Here is a 15567-nt window from a genome sequence, read left to right on the forward strand (position 1 = left end):
GTGATGAGCCGACCCCATGTGCGCGTGGATTTGCGCCGCGAACTGCCATTCCTGCTGCTGGTCAACGGCGTCATCGCCACGCTGGTGACCTTGCTGGCGGAAGGCGAGCATTTCGGCTTCAACCTGCTGGTGTCCAACTGCATCGGTTTTCTGATGTGGGGCAGCACCTCGCTACTGTGTTACGCGCTGAAGGTGGAGCGGGTGGCGTTCTGGCACGTGCTGGCCTGCATGCCGCTGGCGGTGGTGCTGGGTTTTACGCTGGCCAGCAGCCTGTGGCCAGGCGTGGTGCCAGAGCGCATCGCCGGTAGCGCCGACCTGGCGCTGCAGCTGCGCAAGTTCGCGATGATGGCGCTGGTCACCATCTCGGCGGCCAGCCTGTTTTATTACCGCTACAACCACCAGCGCAACCTGACGTTACTGGCCGACGCCGGCCGGCGCCAGGCCGAGCTGCAGCAGGCCGAAACCGCCGCCCGGCTGGCGCTGCTGCAGGCGCAGATCGAGCCGCATTTCCTGTTCAACACGCTGGCCACGCTGCGCAGCCTGATCGGCAGCGACCCGGCGCGGGCAACGCAGGCGCTGGACCTGCTTAACGACTACCTGCGCGCCAGCCTTAGCCGCACCCGCCGCCGCGAGGTGACGCTGGCCGACGAGCTAGCGCTGGTGATGCCGTTGCTGGCGCTGGCACAACTGCGCATGGGCGAGGCACGCTTGCAGTACCGCATCGACGTGGCCGAGTGCTGGCTGGGGCTGCCGATGCCGCCGCTGCTGTTGCAGCCGCTGGTGGAAAACGCGCTGCAGCACGGGCTGGAGCCAGCGGTGGCCGGCGGTAGCCTGCTGATCGAAGCCATCGCACAACCCGGCCGCCTGTGCCTGCGCGTCAGCGACAGCGGGCTGGGGCTGGCGGATGGCCACGGCAGCAGCGGGGTAGGGCTGGCCAACGTGCGCCAGCGCCTGCACGCGCTGTACGGCGAGCGCGCCGCCTTGTCACTGTATGCACGGCAGCCGCACGGCGTGGTGGCCGAGCTGAGCCTGCCGCTGAAGGAACCCCACGCATGACCCGCATCCTGATCGCCGACGACGAAGCACTGCAGGCCGCCAGCCTGGCGCAACGCTTGCTGGCACTGTGGCCCGACAGCAGTGTGCTGCCCTTGGTACACAACGGTATCGACGCGGTAGCGGCGCTGGCACGCGAGCAGCCCGACATTGCCTTCCTGGATATCCGCATGCCGGGGCTGACCGGCCTGCAGGTGGCCGCGGCGGCAGCGCGTAGCCGCGTGGTGTTCGTCACCGCCTACGACGAGTACGCGCTGGCGGCGTTTGACGCCAGTGCCGTCGACTACCTGCTCAAACCGGTTAGCGACGCGCGGCTGGCACAGTGCGTCGGCCGGCTGCAGCGTGACACCCGCCCGGCACCCGATCTGGCCGCCGTGCTGGCGCAGTTGGCCGCGCCGCCCGCCCGCGCGTGGCTGCAATGGCTGCACGCCGGCCTGGGCGACACCACGCGGCTGATTGCGGTGGACGAGGTGCTGTATTTTCAAGCCAGCGACAAGTACACCGAGATCGTTACCGCGCACGAACGCCACCTGATCCGGCTGCCGCTGAAAGAGCTGCTGGCGCAACTGGACCCGCAGCGCTTTGCGCAGATTCACCGTAGTTACATCGTCAGCCTGCCGCAGGTTGGCCGCATCGAACGCGACCTGCTGGGCCGGCAGCAGGTGATCCTGAAAGACGGCCGCAGCCTGCCCTTATCGCGCAGCCACGCGGTGCAGTTTCGCCAGATGTAGCCTGTCAGCCTTGCCCCACAGCCCGGCACGGGAAACCTGCCGTGCTGTTTTTTGCCGGCTGCATGTGGCGAACGCTGGGAACTGCTGGTCGCGCCGTGGTGTCACTTGTCGCACAATGCTTGCGGTGTAAATCTATTTCTATAGGATCGACATCGTTTTACACCGTATCGATGAGCAAGGAGCACACATGAAACAGGGGATGGCAGGCGTAGGCCTGATGTTGGCCGCGATGGCGGTACAGGCGGGTGACTGGCAAGCCGGCATCGGCGCCGGGGTCGGCAGCACCCTTTACCGCGGCGAGAACAGCAGGGCTGTGGCCATACCGTTGCTGGGTTACCAGGGCGAGCAGTTTTACGTGCAGGGCCCGGAGCTGGGCTGGAAGCAGCCGCTGGGCAGCAAGCTGACAGCCACCGCCAAGGCGCAGTGGGAATTTGACGAGTTCGACCCCAAGGATAACGACATCGCCGCGCTGCGCCAGCTGGACAAGCGCAAGCAAGGGGCGCTGGTGGGCGGCGAGCTGAGCTGGGCGCTGGACCCGCGCACCACGCTGTCGCTGGACGCCATGCACGAAGCCGGTAACCGTCATAAGGCTACACTGACCACCGTGGCGGTAGAGAACGTGCTGCCGTTCAGCACGCAGCAAGACGCCTTCGTGGTGTCGGCCGCAGCCACCTATCTGCCCAAGGCCTACCAGCAGTACTACACCGGTGTCAGCGCCAGCGAGGCTGCGCGCAGCGGTTTGCCGGCCTACAAGGCCGACTCGGCCACCCGCTACCAGCTGGGCGCTAGCTGGCGCCACGCCTTCAACCGCCATCTGGCGGTACTGACCCGCGTGTCGGTCAGCCACTTGCCGGCGTCGCTGAAGTGGGACGCTACCGCCCGTAGCGGTAGCCCGTTGGTTGAGCGTAACGTCACCGTTACGGGTACGCTGGGCATCCACTACCGCTTCTGAGCTGGCGGCAGCGCAAAGCCCCTGTCTGCACACGCAGGCAGGGGCTTTTTACGTGCTGGCGGCGCGCCGAGAGCGGCCGCTCAGGCCTCGCCCAGCCAGTGCGCCGGCAGCGCGCCGGCCCAGCCAAGTTCGCCCAGCAGGCGGGCAAAGTCGCCGCTGAGCGGTGCGGTCAGCGTCAGCGGCTGGCCGCTGTGCGGGTGGGTGATCTGCAGTTCGGCGGCGTGTAGCAGCATGCGGCCAACCTGGTATTGGGTCTGGAAGAAGCGGTTGTGCACGCCTTTGCCGTGGGTGGCGTCACCGATGATGGGGTGGGCAATGTGCTTCAGGTGGCGGCGCAGCTGGTGGCGGCGGCCGGTTTCCGGCTGCAGCTGTACCAGCGCGTAGCGGCTTTGCGGGTAGCGGTCCACGGCAAACGGCAGCGTGCAGCGCGCCAGCGTGCGGTAGCGGGTGAATGCCGGCTGGGCGTTGAGCTGGGCGTTGTCGTGCACGTATTCGCGCTCGTCCGGCTGGCGGGTAATCGGGTGGTCGATGTCGCCGCTGTCGGCCGGGTGGCCGCGCACCACCGCCAGGTAGGTCTTGGCCGGCGCGCGGCTGGCAAAGGCGTCGTTCAGCAGACGTGCGGTGGCGCTATCCAGCGCAAACAGCAGCACGCCGCTGGTGCCACGGTCCAGCCGGTGTACCGGAAACACCTGCTGGCCGATCTGGTCGCGCAGCAGCTGTACCGCAAAGCGCGTCTCGCGGCGGTCGATTTCGCTGCGGTGCACCAGCAGGCCGCTGGGTTTGTCGATGGCAATCAGGTGCGCGTCGCGGTACAGGATGGTCAGCATGAAGGTTGGCCGCAAAAGGGGAGGCGCGCAGTGTAACAGTGCATGGTCGCGCTGGCGATGCCACACCTTGGCGCCAGAAAATGCCAGCGCGCCGCCCATTACGGGGCGGCTGTGGCAAATGTTGGCCGCTGGCTTGGGCACACGGCTTGCTGGCGGTTAGCATGACAACACGATGACAACAGGCGCCGCCGCCCCGTGGCGCCATCTCGACGAGGATCACCCATGCTACCGTTGCGTACCATCACTCTGTCCTTGCTGCTGGCCGCCTGCGCCAGCGCCCCTGGCCACTTCACCTACAGCCCGCTGCCGCAGCAGCCGGAAGCCGCCAGCGGCTACCAGGAAAAAACCGGCTGGGCCACGCGCCAGTACGCGGTGGCTGCGGCCAACCCGCTGGCGACCGACGCTGGCCGCCAGGTGCTGGCCGCCGGCGGCAGTGCCATCGACGCCGCGGTGGCGGTGCAGATGGTACTGGGGCTGGTAGAGCCGCAAAGCAGCGGCATCGGCGGCGGTGCCTTCCTGCTGTATTTTGACGGCAAGGCAGTCAGTGCCTACGACGGCCGCGAAACCGCGCCGGCGGCGGTGGACGACAAACTGTTCATCGGCGCCGACGGCAAACCGATGGCGTTCAACGACGCCGTAGTAGGTGGCCGCTCGGTGGGCGTACCCGGTGCGGTAGCGATGCTGGAAATGGCGCACCGCGAGCAGGGCAAGCTGCCGTGGGCCGAGTTGTTCGCGCCGGCCATCCGCCTGGCGGAGCAAGGCTTTGCCGTCAGCCCGCGGCTGTACACGCTGTTGAAATCCGACCCGTTCCTGAAGCAGGACCCGGTCGCCGCCACGTACTTTTACCAGCCGGACGGCCAGCCGTGGCCTGTAGGGCACATCCTGAAAAACCAGCCCTACGCCGATGTGCTGAAAGCCATTGCCCGCCAGGGTAACCGCGCCTTGCAGCAAGGCAGTATTGCGCAAGCCATCGTGGCCAAGGTGCAGGGCCATGCGGCCAACCCTGGCAAGCTGACGCTGGCCGACCTGGCGGCCTACCAGCCCAAAAAGCGCGACGCGCTGTGCAGCGACTACCGCGCCGCCAGCCGCGACTACCGCCTGTGTGGCTTCCCGCCGCCCAGTAGCGGCATGATCGCGGTGGGGCAGATTCTGGGCATTCTGGCCAACACCCCGGCGGCCAGCTTGCCGCTGGCGCAGGGCGCGGACGGCAAGCCGTTGCCGTCACCACAATGGCTGCACCTGTACACCGAGGCCTCGCGGCTAGCCTTTGCCGACCGCGCCAAGTACGTGGGCGACCCCGATTTTGTGGCGCCACCTGGCGGCAGCTGGCACACCATGCTGGCCCCGGCTTACCTGGCCAGCCGCGCCAAACTGATTGGCGACAACAGCATGAAAACCGCGCAACCCGGCCAGCCCGGCGTGCTGAGCACCGCATTGGGCGTGGCAGCGGCGCAGCCGGAGTACGGCACCAGCCACATCAGCATCATCGATCGCGACGGCAACGCGCTGAGCATGACCACCACCATCGAAGCGCAGTTTGGCGCGCGCCAGATGGTGAACCCCGGCGGCAAGGGTACGGGGGGTTTCCTGCTCAACAACGAGCTGACCGACTTCAACTTTGCCCCCAACGACAGCAGTGGCCTGCCCACCGCCAACCGCGTCGAGCCGGGCAAACGCCCGCGCAGCTCGATGAGCCCGACGCTGGTGTTCGACAAGGCCAGCGGCCAGGTGCTGATCAGCGGCGGTAGCCCCGGCGGCGCGCTGATCATCCACTACACCGCCAAGACGCTGTACGGCATGCTCAACTGGGGCATGAATGCGCAGCAGGCGATCAACCTGCCCAACTTCGGCGCCACCGGCGCGCCCACCATGCTGGAAGAAAAGCGCTTTCCGGCCAGTACCGTGGACTGGCTGAAAGCCCGCCAGCACGAGGTGCGTGAAACCGAGATGACCAGCGGTCTGCAGGCCATTGGCCGTACCGCTGACGGCTTCTTCGGCGGCGCCGACCCGCGCCGCGAAGGCGTGGTGATGGGCGAGTAAGCGCTTGCCCGCGTGCCAAAACGCAAACGGCCAAGCTGTTCCCAGCTTGGCCGTTTGGTTTTGTGGGCAGTGTACTACGGCTATCGGGTTGGCAAACCCTGTCAGGTTGCAGGTTACGTTAATGGCATTTGTCATATAGAAGCCTTGTTGTCGGCATCTTGCCAGCACCAAAATGCTAAACCGGTCGCTACGCAAAAGGTGGCTGGCATGCAGCGGTCTGTCACTGCGTGATCCTGATAGCTGACAACGAGGCGCTCAATATGGCAACCAGTAGACATCGTGTGGCGTGGGAATGGGCTTTCGTTGCCATTACTGCTTTCTGGGGCTGGTCGTTTTCGGCCATCCACTTTGCGCTGCAAAGCTTGAGCGATGCCGCATTCAATACCTGGCGCTTTGCCATCGCTGCCTTGTGTCTGCTGCCTGTCTGGCTGTGGCGGCGTACACCGCTGTCGCGGCACGATGTGGTGGGCGGTGGTCTGGCGGGGTTGGCGCTGTTTGCCGCGTTCCTGTTTCAAACCAAGGGCTTGCGTTACACCTCGGCGTCTAACGCCAGCTTCGTTACCGGGCTGGCTGTCATCATCACCCCCTTGCTGGCGTGGCGCTGGCTGGGTATTGCCCTTGGCCGGCAGCAGCTGGCCGGCGCGCTACTGGCCGCCGTTGGCCTGGCCATGCTCACGCTATCTGACATGCAGCTGCGGCTGGGCGATGCGCTGGTGCTGGGGTGTGCCATCTGCTTTGCCGTGCATGTCATCGTGCTGTCGCGTGCCAGCAAGCTGGCCGATACGCTCAACATCACGCTGGTGCAATTGCTGGTGGTAGCGGGCTTGTCGGCCATCCAGGCTGCGCTAGACCATTCGCTGCTTTGGCCCAAAATGCCCGTGCTGCTGCACAGCGTGCTGCCGATTGCATTGCTGGGTACGGCGCTGGGGTTTTTCGTACAGACGCGGGCGCAGGTGCTGTCATCGCCTAACAAGATTGCGCTGATCATCGTGATGGAGCCGGTATTTGGCGGCGTATTCCGTTATCTGCTGGCGGGGGACAGGTTGACGCTGTTCAACTGGTGCGGCGCGCTGCTGATTGTGCTGGCGATGTTGCTGACCGAGTGGCAGTTTGGCCGGCGCCGGCCGGCAGGATGAGCGAGGCAAGGCGGACTGGGGTGATAAGCATGCGGCCAACCAGGTGACAGGTTGGCCGCATGTTTTTGGGCGAATGCCAAGCGGCGGGTGACCGGTCAGCCCCACGGCAACGGTATGTACGCATCAATCGATGCCACTGCTGTTTAAAGGCAAGGTGCCCAGGATGTGCTGTCTGAGCTGACGCCAGGCTGGTAGCGCCGGCGATATCTCGGCTGTACCGTCGGGCAGGTAGTGCGGCAGCGTGGCCGGGCTGCTGTGCAGCAAGATGGGTCGGCCACGCTTTGGTAGCAGGCGTAGTTCGATGTAAGGCTCGGCGATCTCGCTGTACACCAGGCGGGTATCCAGGCCTGCAAGCTGCTCAAGGTGGTATCGCTTGCTGGGCAAGCCACCGTGGCGGTGTAGCAGTAAAGTCTGGCTGAGCGGCAGCAGCGTGATGCGTTGCGGGCTAGCGAGCAGTTGCCACAGCGTGAGCAAGCTGATGGCCAGTACCGGCAGCTGTAGCCACAGCGGGCTCAGGCCGGCCAGGTAAAATCCCAGCGCGCCGACGATGGCGCAGGCACAGGCCAGTACATGCCAGCCCATGCCCGAAACCGGATGCACGCGCAGCTTGATGGGCATGGCTTTCATCGAAGCTGCCGTGTTGTTGAAGGCTAAAGCCGGGGTGGGTTGAGTCTTGGTCTGCATGCTTTTCTCCAGCCAATACAGAGGCTTGGTGCATATTGCCTTCTGGAGGGAGCAAGCTGCTACCCGTTATGGGTCAGTACAAGCACTATAGGTTTTTGGTATAAATTTCGTTAACAATCTTGCAACAGTTAAAAGCAAATGTTGCGCAATCGTACTGAGGCATGCTTGGGGAAACCGGTAATGAAAGCGGCCAAGCGCTGACGCTTGGCCGTTGCTGAGACGCAGTGAAGGCTGCTGTTTATTGGTTATTCACGCAATAGTGAAAACGTGAGGTAAACGTCAGATATGAGAAGGGCGGTGCAAGGCAAGCTGTTTGTGTGACCAAACCGGCTAACCCACACCGCCGTTCTGATCCCCGATGATATGCGCCACCTTCCGTTCAGGGGAGGCGCCACCGTTGCCGGCTTCCAGCGCCACGCTGATGCCCTTAACGCCGGAAAGGGCGTCAGGGCCATACTATCTCAGGGGGTGTTACAAACTGGGGAAGGCAAACTGCGACGCCTCGTGGCTGGCGCGTTGCGGCCAACGTTGGGTGATGGTTTTGCGCTTGGTATAGAAGCGCACGCCATCCGGGCCGTAGGCGTGCAGGTCGCCAAACAGCGAGCGCTTCCAGCCGCCAAAGCTGTGGTAGGCCACCGGTACCGGCAGCGGCACGTTGACGCCTACCATGCCCACTTCGATTTCGTCGCAGAACAGGCGTGCGGCTTCGCCGTCGCGGGTAAACAGGCAGGTACCGTTGCCGTATTCGTGATCGTTGATCAGCTGCATGGCGGCTTCCAGGCTGTTGACGCGCACGATGCACAGCACCGGGCCGAAGATTTCTTCCTGGTAGATCGCCATATCGGTGCCGACGTGGTCGAACAGCGTGCCGCCGACAAAGTAACCTTGCTCGTGGCCGGCTACCGACAGGCTGCGGCCATCCACCACCAGCTTGGCGCCTTGCGCCACGCCGCTATCGATATAGCCTTTCACGCGGTCGCGGGCGGCGGCGGTTACCAGCGGGCCCATGTCCAGGCCGCAGCTGGTGCCGGCGCCCACTTTCAGCGCCTGGATTTTCGGTACCAGTTTTTCTACCAGCTTGTCGGCCACCTGGTCGCCCACGGCCACCACCACCGAGATGGCCATGCAGCGCTCGCCGCAGGAGCCGAAGGCGGCGCCCATCAGTGCGTTGACGGTGTTGTCGAGGTCGGCGTCCGGCAGTACCACGGCGTGGTTCTTGGCCCCGCCCAGTGCCTGTACGCGTTTGCCGCGCTTGTTGGCCTCGGTGTAGATGTACTCGGCAATCGGGGTGGAGCCGACAAAACTGATGGCTTTCACTTCCGGCGCTTCAATCAGCGCGTCCACGGCGGCCTTGTCGCCGTTCACCACGTTCAGCACGCCGGCGGGCAGGCCGGCTTCCTGCAGCAGCTGGGCAATGAACAGCGTGGACGACGGGTCGCGCTCGGACGGCTTCAAGATGAAGCAGTTGCCGCAGGCAATGGCCAGCGGGTACATCCACAGCGGCACCATGGCCGGGAAGTTGAACGGGGTGATGCCGGCCACCACGCCCAGCGGCTGGAAGTCGCTCCAGCTGTCGATATTGGGGCCGACGTTGCGGTTGTACTCGCCCTTCAGCAGCTCGGGCACGCCGCAGGCGTACTCGACGTTTTCGATGCCGCGTTGCAGCTCGCCGATGGCGTCTTCGATGGTTTTGCCGTGCTCTTCGCTGATCATGGCGGCGATCTGGTCACGGTTGGCTTCCAGCAGCTGCTTGAAGCGGAACATCACCTGCGCCCGCTTGGCCGGCGGGGTGTTGCGCCAGGCCGGGAACGCGGCCTTGGCGCTGTCGATGGCCAGCTGGATGGTGGCCTGGTCGGCCAGCTCTACCTGGCGCACGGCTTCGCCGATGGACGGGTTGAACACCTGGGCGTTGCGGCCGGATTGGGTAACGAGTTCGCCGTTGATGAGATGGGGTACGGTATTCATTGCTTGCCTCTGAATCGTGTCGATGCGTCGTATGCGTGGCTGCCGGGCTCAGGCAGTCTGGTTCAGGATGTCGCCCACGGCGTTGAACAGGGTGTCCAGTTGCGCCGGCGTGGTATTAAAGCTGGGGCCGAACTGCAGCGTGTCGCCACCGAAGCGCACGTAGAAACCGGCCTGCCACAGCTTGATGCCGGCCTCGTACGGACGGATGGCGGCGTCGCCGTCGCGCGGCGCCAGTTGCAGCGCGCCGGCCAGCCCGCAGTTGCGGATGTCCACGATGTGCTTGCTGCCGCGCAGTGCGTGCAGTTTTTCCTCGAACACCGGCGCCAGCGCGGCCGACTGTTCGATCAGTTGGTCTTTCTTCAGCAGCTCCAGCGTGGCCAGGCCGGCGGCGCAGGCTACCGGGTGGCCGGAGTAGGTGTAGCCATGGGTGAACTCGATGGCGTGCAGCGGCAGCTGTTGCTGCATGAAAGTCTGGTAGATCTCGTTGGACGCCACCACCGCGCCCAGCGGAATGGCACCGTTGGTGATCTGTTTGGCGGTATTGATGATGTCCGGGGTCACGCCGAAGTACTCGGAACCGGTCCACTTGCCCATGCGGCCGAAGGCGGTAATCACTTCGTCGAAGATCAGCAGGATGTTGTGCTGGGTGCAGATTTCGCGCAGGCGCTGCAGGTAGCCCTGTGGCGGCACGATGACGCCGGCCGAGCCGGACATCGGCTCCACGATGACGGCGGCGATATTGGACGCGTCGTGCAGTTCGATCAGCTTCAGCAGTTCGTTGGCCAGCTCCACGCCGCCGGTTTCCGCCATGCCTTTCGTGAAGGCCAGGCCCGGCTGCAGCGTGTGCGGCAGGTGGTCGGCGTCCATCAGCTGGCCGTACAGTTTGCGGTTACCGCCGATGCCGCCCAGCGAAGTGCCGCCGATGTTGACGCCGTGGTAGCCACGGGCGCGGCCGATCATGCGGGTTTTGGTGGGCTGGCCCTTCAGGCGCCAGTAGGCCTTGGCCAGTTTGACGGCGGTGTCGGCGCACTCCGAGCCGGAGCCGGTAAACATCACGTGGTCCATGCCGGCGGGCATGATGTCGGCCACTTTTTCGGCCAGCTTGAACGCCAGCGGGTGGCCGTACTGGAAGCCGGGGGCGTAGTCCAGCGTGCCCAACTGGCGGGCGACCGCCTCCTGGATTTCCTTGCGGTTATGGCCGGCACCGCAGGTCCACAGGCCGGACAGGCTGTCGAAAATGCGGCGGCCCTTGTCGTCGATGAAGTGGTTGCCGTCGGCCGCCACGATGATGCGCGGGTCTTGCTGGAAGGCACGGTTGGCCGAAAACGGCATCCATTGGCTATCGAGTTTCAGCTCGGTGTCGAGGCTGGGCACGGCGTAAGTGGTCATCGGTTTCTCCGGCATCATCGGTTGGATGAGACCAGCATGCACCAATATTTACGTTAATTAAATAACAACCCTTTTGCGTTTACGTTTGGTTTTTTTAACGTATAAGTCGGGCAAGGTTGGCCGCGCCCGTTGTGGCCCCCGCCTACCGAACCCATGAATGATCAGACAGCACCCAGTACCATGCTGACTCTCCTTCATATCATCAAGGGTTTAAACATGGCGCACACCCCTGTGCGGTTTTGTCGCCAGATTGTGTCAGCCTGGTGGTCATTGAGCTTTGCCGGCCTTGCCCCCATGCCGCACAGCGCCGGAACCGTCACCTTGGGGCCGGCTGCCATGTCTTGCCAACAGCAGCTTTCATCATGCTGTTCCCAGCCTGTCATCTTGTCTTCAGCCCCTGCCTTGCCATGTCGCTCACCGCCTACAGCACCTAGCCCCCGCCCGGCACCCAGCCGGTAAGCGGTTTTGAACTGCAGCGTTTAGCGGGCAGTGGTACGAGATTGCGCAGCTGGAGCACCGCGCCAAGCGCGGCATGAGCGACGTGCGTGCCGCTTGCATGCCGCGGGCCGACGGCAGCCTGAAGAGCCAAGCTGCTTTCCCCGGTAATCCGTGAAGAATCTTTTTATTTCACGATGGTTTTGCCAAAGTCCACGCGGCCGAACGGGCTGACGCTGTAGCCGCTGACGTTGGCGCTGGTGAGCGCGGCGGCGGTGGGATGGGCCAGCGGCACCCACAGTGCCTGCTCCTTGATGATCTGCTGGGCGCGGGCGTAGTTGGCCGCGCGCAGTTTCGGGCTGGCGTCGCGGCGGGCCTCGGTAATCAGCTTGTCCAGCGTGGGGTCGCAGAAGCGGGCGAAGTTGGTGCCACTCTGTACCGCCGCGCAGCTGAATTGCGGGGTGAGGAAGTTGTCGGCGTCGCCGTTGTCACCAGCCCAGCCCATGAACAGCACGTCGTGCTCGCCGGCCTTGGCGCGCTTGATCAGCTCGCCCCATTCGATGACCTTGATCTCGGCCTTGACGCCGATCTTGGCCAGGTCGGCCTGCAGTACTTCGGCGCCGGCTTTCGGGTTGGGGTTCAGCGTGCTGCCGGTGGGGCGAATCCAGATAGTGGTGTCAAAACCGTTGGGCAGGCCGGCGTCCGCCAGCAGTTTCTTGGCGCGGGCCAGGTCTTGCGGGTAGTCCTTGATGGCTTTGTTGTAGCCAAAAGTGGACGGCGGGAACGGGTTGACGGCGGCGGTGGCGCTGCCGGCAAACACTACTTTCAGGTAGTTGGTCTTGTCGAAGGCCAGGTTGACGGCCTGGCGCACGCGTTTGTCGTCAAACGGCTTGTGCTGGCTGTTCAGCGCGATGAAAGCGGTGGAGAACATCGGCACGGTCAGTACCTTGATGCGGGCGTCGCTGGCCGCATCGCTGATGTCCTGCGGTTTGGGGCTGAGCGCGATCTGGCATTCGCCGGCTTTCACTTTCTGGGCGCGTACCGCGCTGTCGGGGGTGATGGCGTAGATCAGGCGCTCGGCGGCCGGCTTGCCGCCAAAGTAGGCCGGGTTGGCCGCGTAGCGCACCGCGCTGTCCTTGGCCGAGCTCTGGAACACGAACGGGCCGGTGCCCACCGGTTGCGCGTTCAGCTGCTCGAAGTTGCCGGCCTTGGCCAGCTGGTCGGCGTATTCGGCCGAGTAGATGCTGGCAAAGCCCATGGTCAGCAGCGGCACCAGCGTGGCGTCGGGCTGGTTGAGGTCGAAGCGCACGGTGCGGGCATCCACTTTCACTACCGCCTTGATCAGCTTGTCCAGCTGGAACGATTTGGCGTGCGGGTAGCCATTGGGGGCGCTTTTGTGCCACGGGTGGGCGGGGTCGATCATGCGCTGGAAGCTGAATACCACGTCGTCGGCGTTGAGGGCGCGGCTGGGGCTGAACCAGGCGGTTTTGTGGAAGGCGACCTTGTCACGCAGCGTGAAGGTGACCGACAGGCCGTCCGGCGCCACTTTCCAGGCGCTGGCCAGGCTGGGGACTACCTTGCCCTGGCGTGCGTCGTAGTCCACCAGGCGGTTGAACAGCACGTCGGCGCTGGCGTTGGTGGTGGTGAGCGAGTTGTAGCGCACCACGTCGAAGCCCTCCGGGCTGGCTTCGGTGCAGACGGTCAGCGGTTTGGCGAGGGCCGGCAGCGACAGGGCCAGCAGGGTGGCGAGGGCGGTAAGGCGTGCGGTCATGACGAGTCCTTGTAATGAGCGGCGGGGCAGCGTGCCCACCGGGCAATGATGGGCCACAGCATACCGGCAGCATGCGCTGCCGTGCCAAGCATTATTTGCGATAAGCATTTTCCATATCGATAGTCGCTGTGGTGCGCGGGCGACGCGCTGTGCTTGCCGCTATAGGGTGGGCCTAGCCGTAGCGTTGCAGCAGTGGCGTGGCAGCACGGTGCAGCAGGGTGGCCAGTGTGGATAGCGCCAGCCGGTGGCGGCCGTGCAGGTGGTGGGCGAATACGGCGCTGTATTCCAGCTGTGCTTGGCCGCCGCGGCGGCGTTTGAAGTCGCCGGCGCCGCTGCTGTAATGCAGCTGCAGGCCGGCGTCGCGGGCCAGGCGCAGTTGCAGCGCCATCAGCTGGCGGTACAGGCCCAGGCTGGCCGGCAGCCGGGTGTCGTAGCCCAGCAGCGGGCTGCTGGCCCAGCCGTAGCGCTGGTACAGGCCCAGGCAACCGACGATGCGGCCGTCCAGCGTCAGCGCGTACAGGTCGATGAAGCGCTGTTGCAGACACAGGCGTAAGAACGCCAGCGTGAAGTCGGGGTTCAGCGGCGAGTGCTTTTCCAGGAACAGCAGCCGGTAGCATTGCTGCAGCGCAGGCAGGTCGGCCTCGCGCAGCTGGGCCGGGCCCAGCACGGTCAGGCCGCTGCCATCCAGCAGTTTCTGGTCTTGCCGCACATTGGGCAGCTGCCATACCGCCGCGTCGCCCGGCTGGCACAGGTAGACCTGGCGCGCCGGCAGCAGCTGCCAGCCTTGCGCCTGCAGCAGCGCGGGCAGGCCGGGGTTGACGGCCTCGCACACATTGCGCAGCAGCAGCGGCGCGTCTGGCTGGCGTGCCAGCAGGGTGTCGGTGAGCAGTGTCAGCTCACTCTCGCACCACTGCGGGTGCAGGTTGGTGGAAATCAGCCAGTTATTGACGTGCCAGGCGCTGTCCAGCCGTGCCGCGCTGATCAGGCCGCCTAGCGGCCCGCCGGCAGCGTTGGCCAGCCAGCGGCTGGTGGTGCTGCGACGTGCCGCCTCTTGTCGCGGGTAGTGCAGCCAGGCAGCGCGCGGGCTGGCCACGTAGCTGTCTTCCGGACGCAGCGCGGTCAGGCGGGTAACCGGAATGGCCGGGGTGCCGGCGTCGCTGCAGCAGACAGTGCAGGGCGCATTGGCCACCCAGTGCTGGCCGCCAAACTGGCGCGCCTGCGCCAGCCACTGGGCGTGGCCATCCAGCTGCAGCGGGTTTTCCAGGCGGCTCATGTGCGTTTGGTGTACACGTGCACGCCACCGTAGATGGCGGCGCGGTCGCGCTGGTGCAGCTGGCGGTTGTAGGCGGGGTCGGTGTGCCAGCAGGCCAGCAGTTGCGGTGCCAGGCGGCCTTCCAGCGGCGAGCGGCTGCCGCCGGTGCGGAACACCACGCGCGCACCTGGCGCGGCGGTGCGGGTAATGTGGCGCCATAGCGCGTTCAGCTGGGCGTCGTCCATCCAGTCTTGCGCGTCCAGCAGCGCGTAGGCGTCCAGGCTTTGCGGTGCGCGCTCGTCCAGGAAGTCGGTTAGCGACTGGTGATGCAGGTGTAGTGCGGCCAACTGCTGGCGGATGCCGGTGTAGTGGGCTTGCTGCAGGTAGCGTGGCAGTGCGCGCTGGTTGCTGGTGTCGTAACGGCGGGCGAAGGCTTGCTGGGCGTAGGGGTTTTCGTCCAGCGGGAAGTCGCATGCCAGGCGGCGCATGCGCGCTTCGAACAGCGCCGGCAGGTTGCCACCGGCGTCGCGACGCAGCGCGGCAAACTGCGCCGGCGGGATACCCATGCTGTACAGCACGCTTTCGCGGTGACACAGGAAGCGCAGCAGCGGGTGGCGGAATACCGGCGCCAAGTGGCGCTCGAACAGTTGCTTTTGCTCGTCCAGCGTGCCGGCTTCGGCCAGGCGGGCCAGGTTGCCGCCCAGCAGGCGCGCCAGCGTATGGCTGACACCAATGAAGCGGCCCAGCAGGCCGTGGCGGTAGGCGTGGCAGGTAAACAGCGCGTAGCGCGGCGTGCCCCACAGGTTGCGTTGCTCCCAGTACTGGCGGGCGCTTACCGGCAGCGCGGCGGCCAGATAGCGGCGGTAGCGGTGGGCGTTCTGGCGCTGGTTGGCGTCGCCCAGAAAATCCAGCAGCGTGGCGTAGTCCGGTAGCTCGGCAAAGGCGGCTTTTTTCAGTGCCAGCATGGCTAGGTGGGTGTCGTTCAGGTCCACGGCGTGCACTTCGGCCGGCTGGCAGCTGAGGTAGGCCAGGGCGTTGCAACCGCCAGAAGCAATGGTGAGCACGCGCTTGCCCGGCTGCAGCTGCAGTGCGGCGATGTCCACGTCCGGGTCTTCCCAGATCTGCGCGTAGACCAGCTGGCTGAACCAGCGGGTAAACAACCGGTCGCCAATGGCTTTCAGACCCGTGGTGGTGCTGTTGCTGACCGCCTGTTTTACTAGGGTAGTGGTGCTCATCGACGCCTCCTGTTAGTGGGGTTTACCGAATAGTGAGCCGGTAGCATGGCAAGCTAATGACACTGCCGTTGCTGAACCATGACGACGCAGGGGGCTT

13 protein-coding genes are annotated in these 15567 nt (G+C 65.1%); 6 read left to right on the forward strand and 7 right to left on the reverse strand.

The features are described 5' to 3' along the window. The first annotated feature begins 3 nt into the window (after nt 1–3). The 3 genes from ACK4FZ_RS00490 to ACK4FZ_RS00500 all read left to right on the forward strand — a co-directional run bounded on the left by ACK4FZ_RS00490 (nt 4) and on the right by ACK4FZ_RS00500 (nt 2736). Nucleotides 4–1056 (forward strand): sensor histidine kinase, encoded by a 1053-nt coding sequence (locus ACK4FZ_RS00490; protein WP_409817807.1) that lies wholly within the window; start codon nt 4–6, stop codon nt 1054–1056. Beyond that, on the forward strand, nt 1053–1784 hold the full coding sequence (locus ACK4FZ_RS00495; RefSeq protein WP_409817808.1) for a LytR/AlgR family response regulator transcription factor: 732 nt from the start codon (nt 1053–1055) through the stop codon (nt 1782–1784). The genes ACK4FZ_RS00490 and ACK4FZ_RS00495 overlap by 4 nt, the downstream gene beginning before the upstream one ends. Nucleotides 1785–1971: 187 nt before the next feature. After that, nucleotides 1972–2736 (forward strand): MipA/OmpV family protein, encoded by a 765-nt coding sequence (locus ACK4FZ_RS00500; protein WP_409817809.1) that lies wholly within the window; start codon nt 1972–1974, stop codon nt 2734–2736. 80 nt (nt 2737–2816) lie between these two features. Here the strand turns inward: ACK4FZ_RS00500 and ACK4FZ_RS00505 are convergent, their stop codons facing one another. Beyond that, a complete protein-coding gene (locus ACK4FZ_RS00505) occupies nt 2817–3563 on the reverse strand; it encodes a pseudouridine synthase (RefSeq protein WP_144371534.1) in 747 nt (248 codons plus the stop codon). A 222-nt stretch (nt 3564–3785) separates the two neighbouring features. Between ACK4FZ_RS00505 and ACK4FZ_RS00510 the strand changes: the two genes are divergently transcribed. Both ACK4FZ_RS00510 and ACK4FZ_RS00515 read left to right on the forward strand, forming a co-directional pair. Beyond that, a complete protein-coding gene (locus ACK4FZ_RS00510; RefSeq protein WP_409817810.1) occupies nt 3786–5603 on the forward strand; it encodes a gamma-glutamyltransferase family protein in 1818 nt (605 codons plus the stop codon). Nucleotides 5604–5863: 260 nt separating this feature from the next. Then, complete coding sequence (locus tag ACK4FZ_RS00515; RefSeq protein WP_409817811.1) at nt 5864–6739, forward strand: DMT family transporter; 876 nt, start codon at nt 5864–5866, stop codon at nt 6737–6739. Between the two features lie 123 nt (nt 6740–6862). Here the strand turns inward: ACK4FZ_RS00515 and ACK4FZ_RS00520 are convergent, their stop codons facing one another. From ACK4FZ_RS00520 to ACK4FZ_RS00530, 3 genes are all read right to left on the reverse strand, one after another. Continuing rightward, nucleotides 6863–7423 (reverse strand): hypothetical protein, encoded by a 561-nt coding sequence (locus ACK4FZ_RS00520; RefSeq protein ID WP_409817812.1) that lies wholly within the window; start codon nt 7421–7423, stop codon nt 6863–6865. A gap of 471 nt (nt 7424–7894) precedes the next feature. Next, nucleotides 7895–9388 (reverse strand): CoA-acylating methylmalonate-semialdehyde dehydrogenase, encoded by a 1494-nt coding sequence (locus ACK4FZ_RS00525; protein ID WP_409817813.1) that lies wholly within the window; start codon nt 9386–9388, stop codon nt 7895–7897. Nucleotides 9389–9436: 48 nt separating this feature from the next. Continuing rightward, nucleotides 9437–10777, reverse strand: a complete 1341-nt coding sequence (locus ACK4FZ_RS00530) for an aspartate aminotransferase family protein (RefSeq protein ID WP_409817814.1) — start codon at nt 10775–10777, stop codon at nt 9437–9439. A 508-nt stretch (nt 10778–11285) separates the two neighbouring features. On the opposite strand from ACK4FZ_RS00530, the gene ACK4FZ_RS00535 reads away from it, so the two are divergent. Further along, the gene (locus tag ACK4FZ_RS00535) at nt 11286–11390 is read left to right on the forward strand and encodes a hypothetical protein (RefSeq protein WP_409818166.1); all 105 of its coding nucleotides are present in this window, start codon (nt 11286–11288) and stop codon (nt 11388–11390) included. Between the two features lie 9 nt (nt 11391–11399). On the opposite strand, the gene ACK4FZ_RS00540 is transcribed toward ACK4FZ_RS00535, so the two are convergent. From ACK4FZ_RS00540 to ACK4FZ_RS00550, 3 genes are all read right to left on the reverse strand, one after another. Beyond that, nucleotides 11400–12983 (reverse strand): ABC transporter substrate-binding protein, encoded by a 1584-nt coding sequence (locus ACK4FZ_RS00540; RefSeq protein WP_409817815.1) that lies wholly within the window; start codon nt 12981–12983, stop codon nt 11400–11402. 172 nt (nt 12984–13155) lie between these two features. Next, nucleotides 13156–14256 (reverse strand): GNAT family N-acetyltransferase, encoded by a 1101-nt coding sequence (locus ACK4FZ_RS00545; protein WP_409817816.1) that lies wholly within the window; start codon nt 14254–14256, stop codon nt 13156–13158. Next, nucleotides 14253–15470, reverse strand: coding sequence for a DUF3419 family protein (locus ACK4FZ_RS00550; protein ID WP_409817817.1), 1218 nt, complete (start codon nt 15468–15470; stop codon nt 14253–14255). Before ACK4FZ_RS00550 ends, ACK4FZ_RS00545 begins: the two co-directional genes overlap by 4 nt. Nucleotides 15471–15567: the final 97 nt, after the last annotated feature.

The organism is Vogesella sp., assembly GCF_046297735.1.
Taxonomy (GTDB): Bacteria; Pseudomonadota; Gammaproteobacteria; order Burkholderiales; family Chromobacteriaceae; genus Vogesella; species Vogesella urethralis.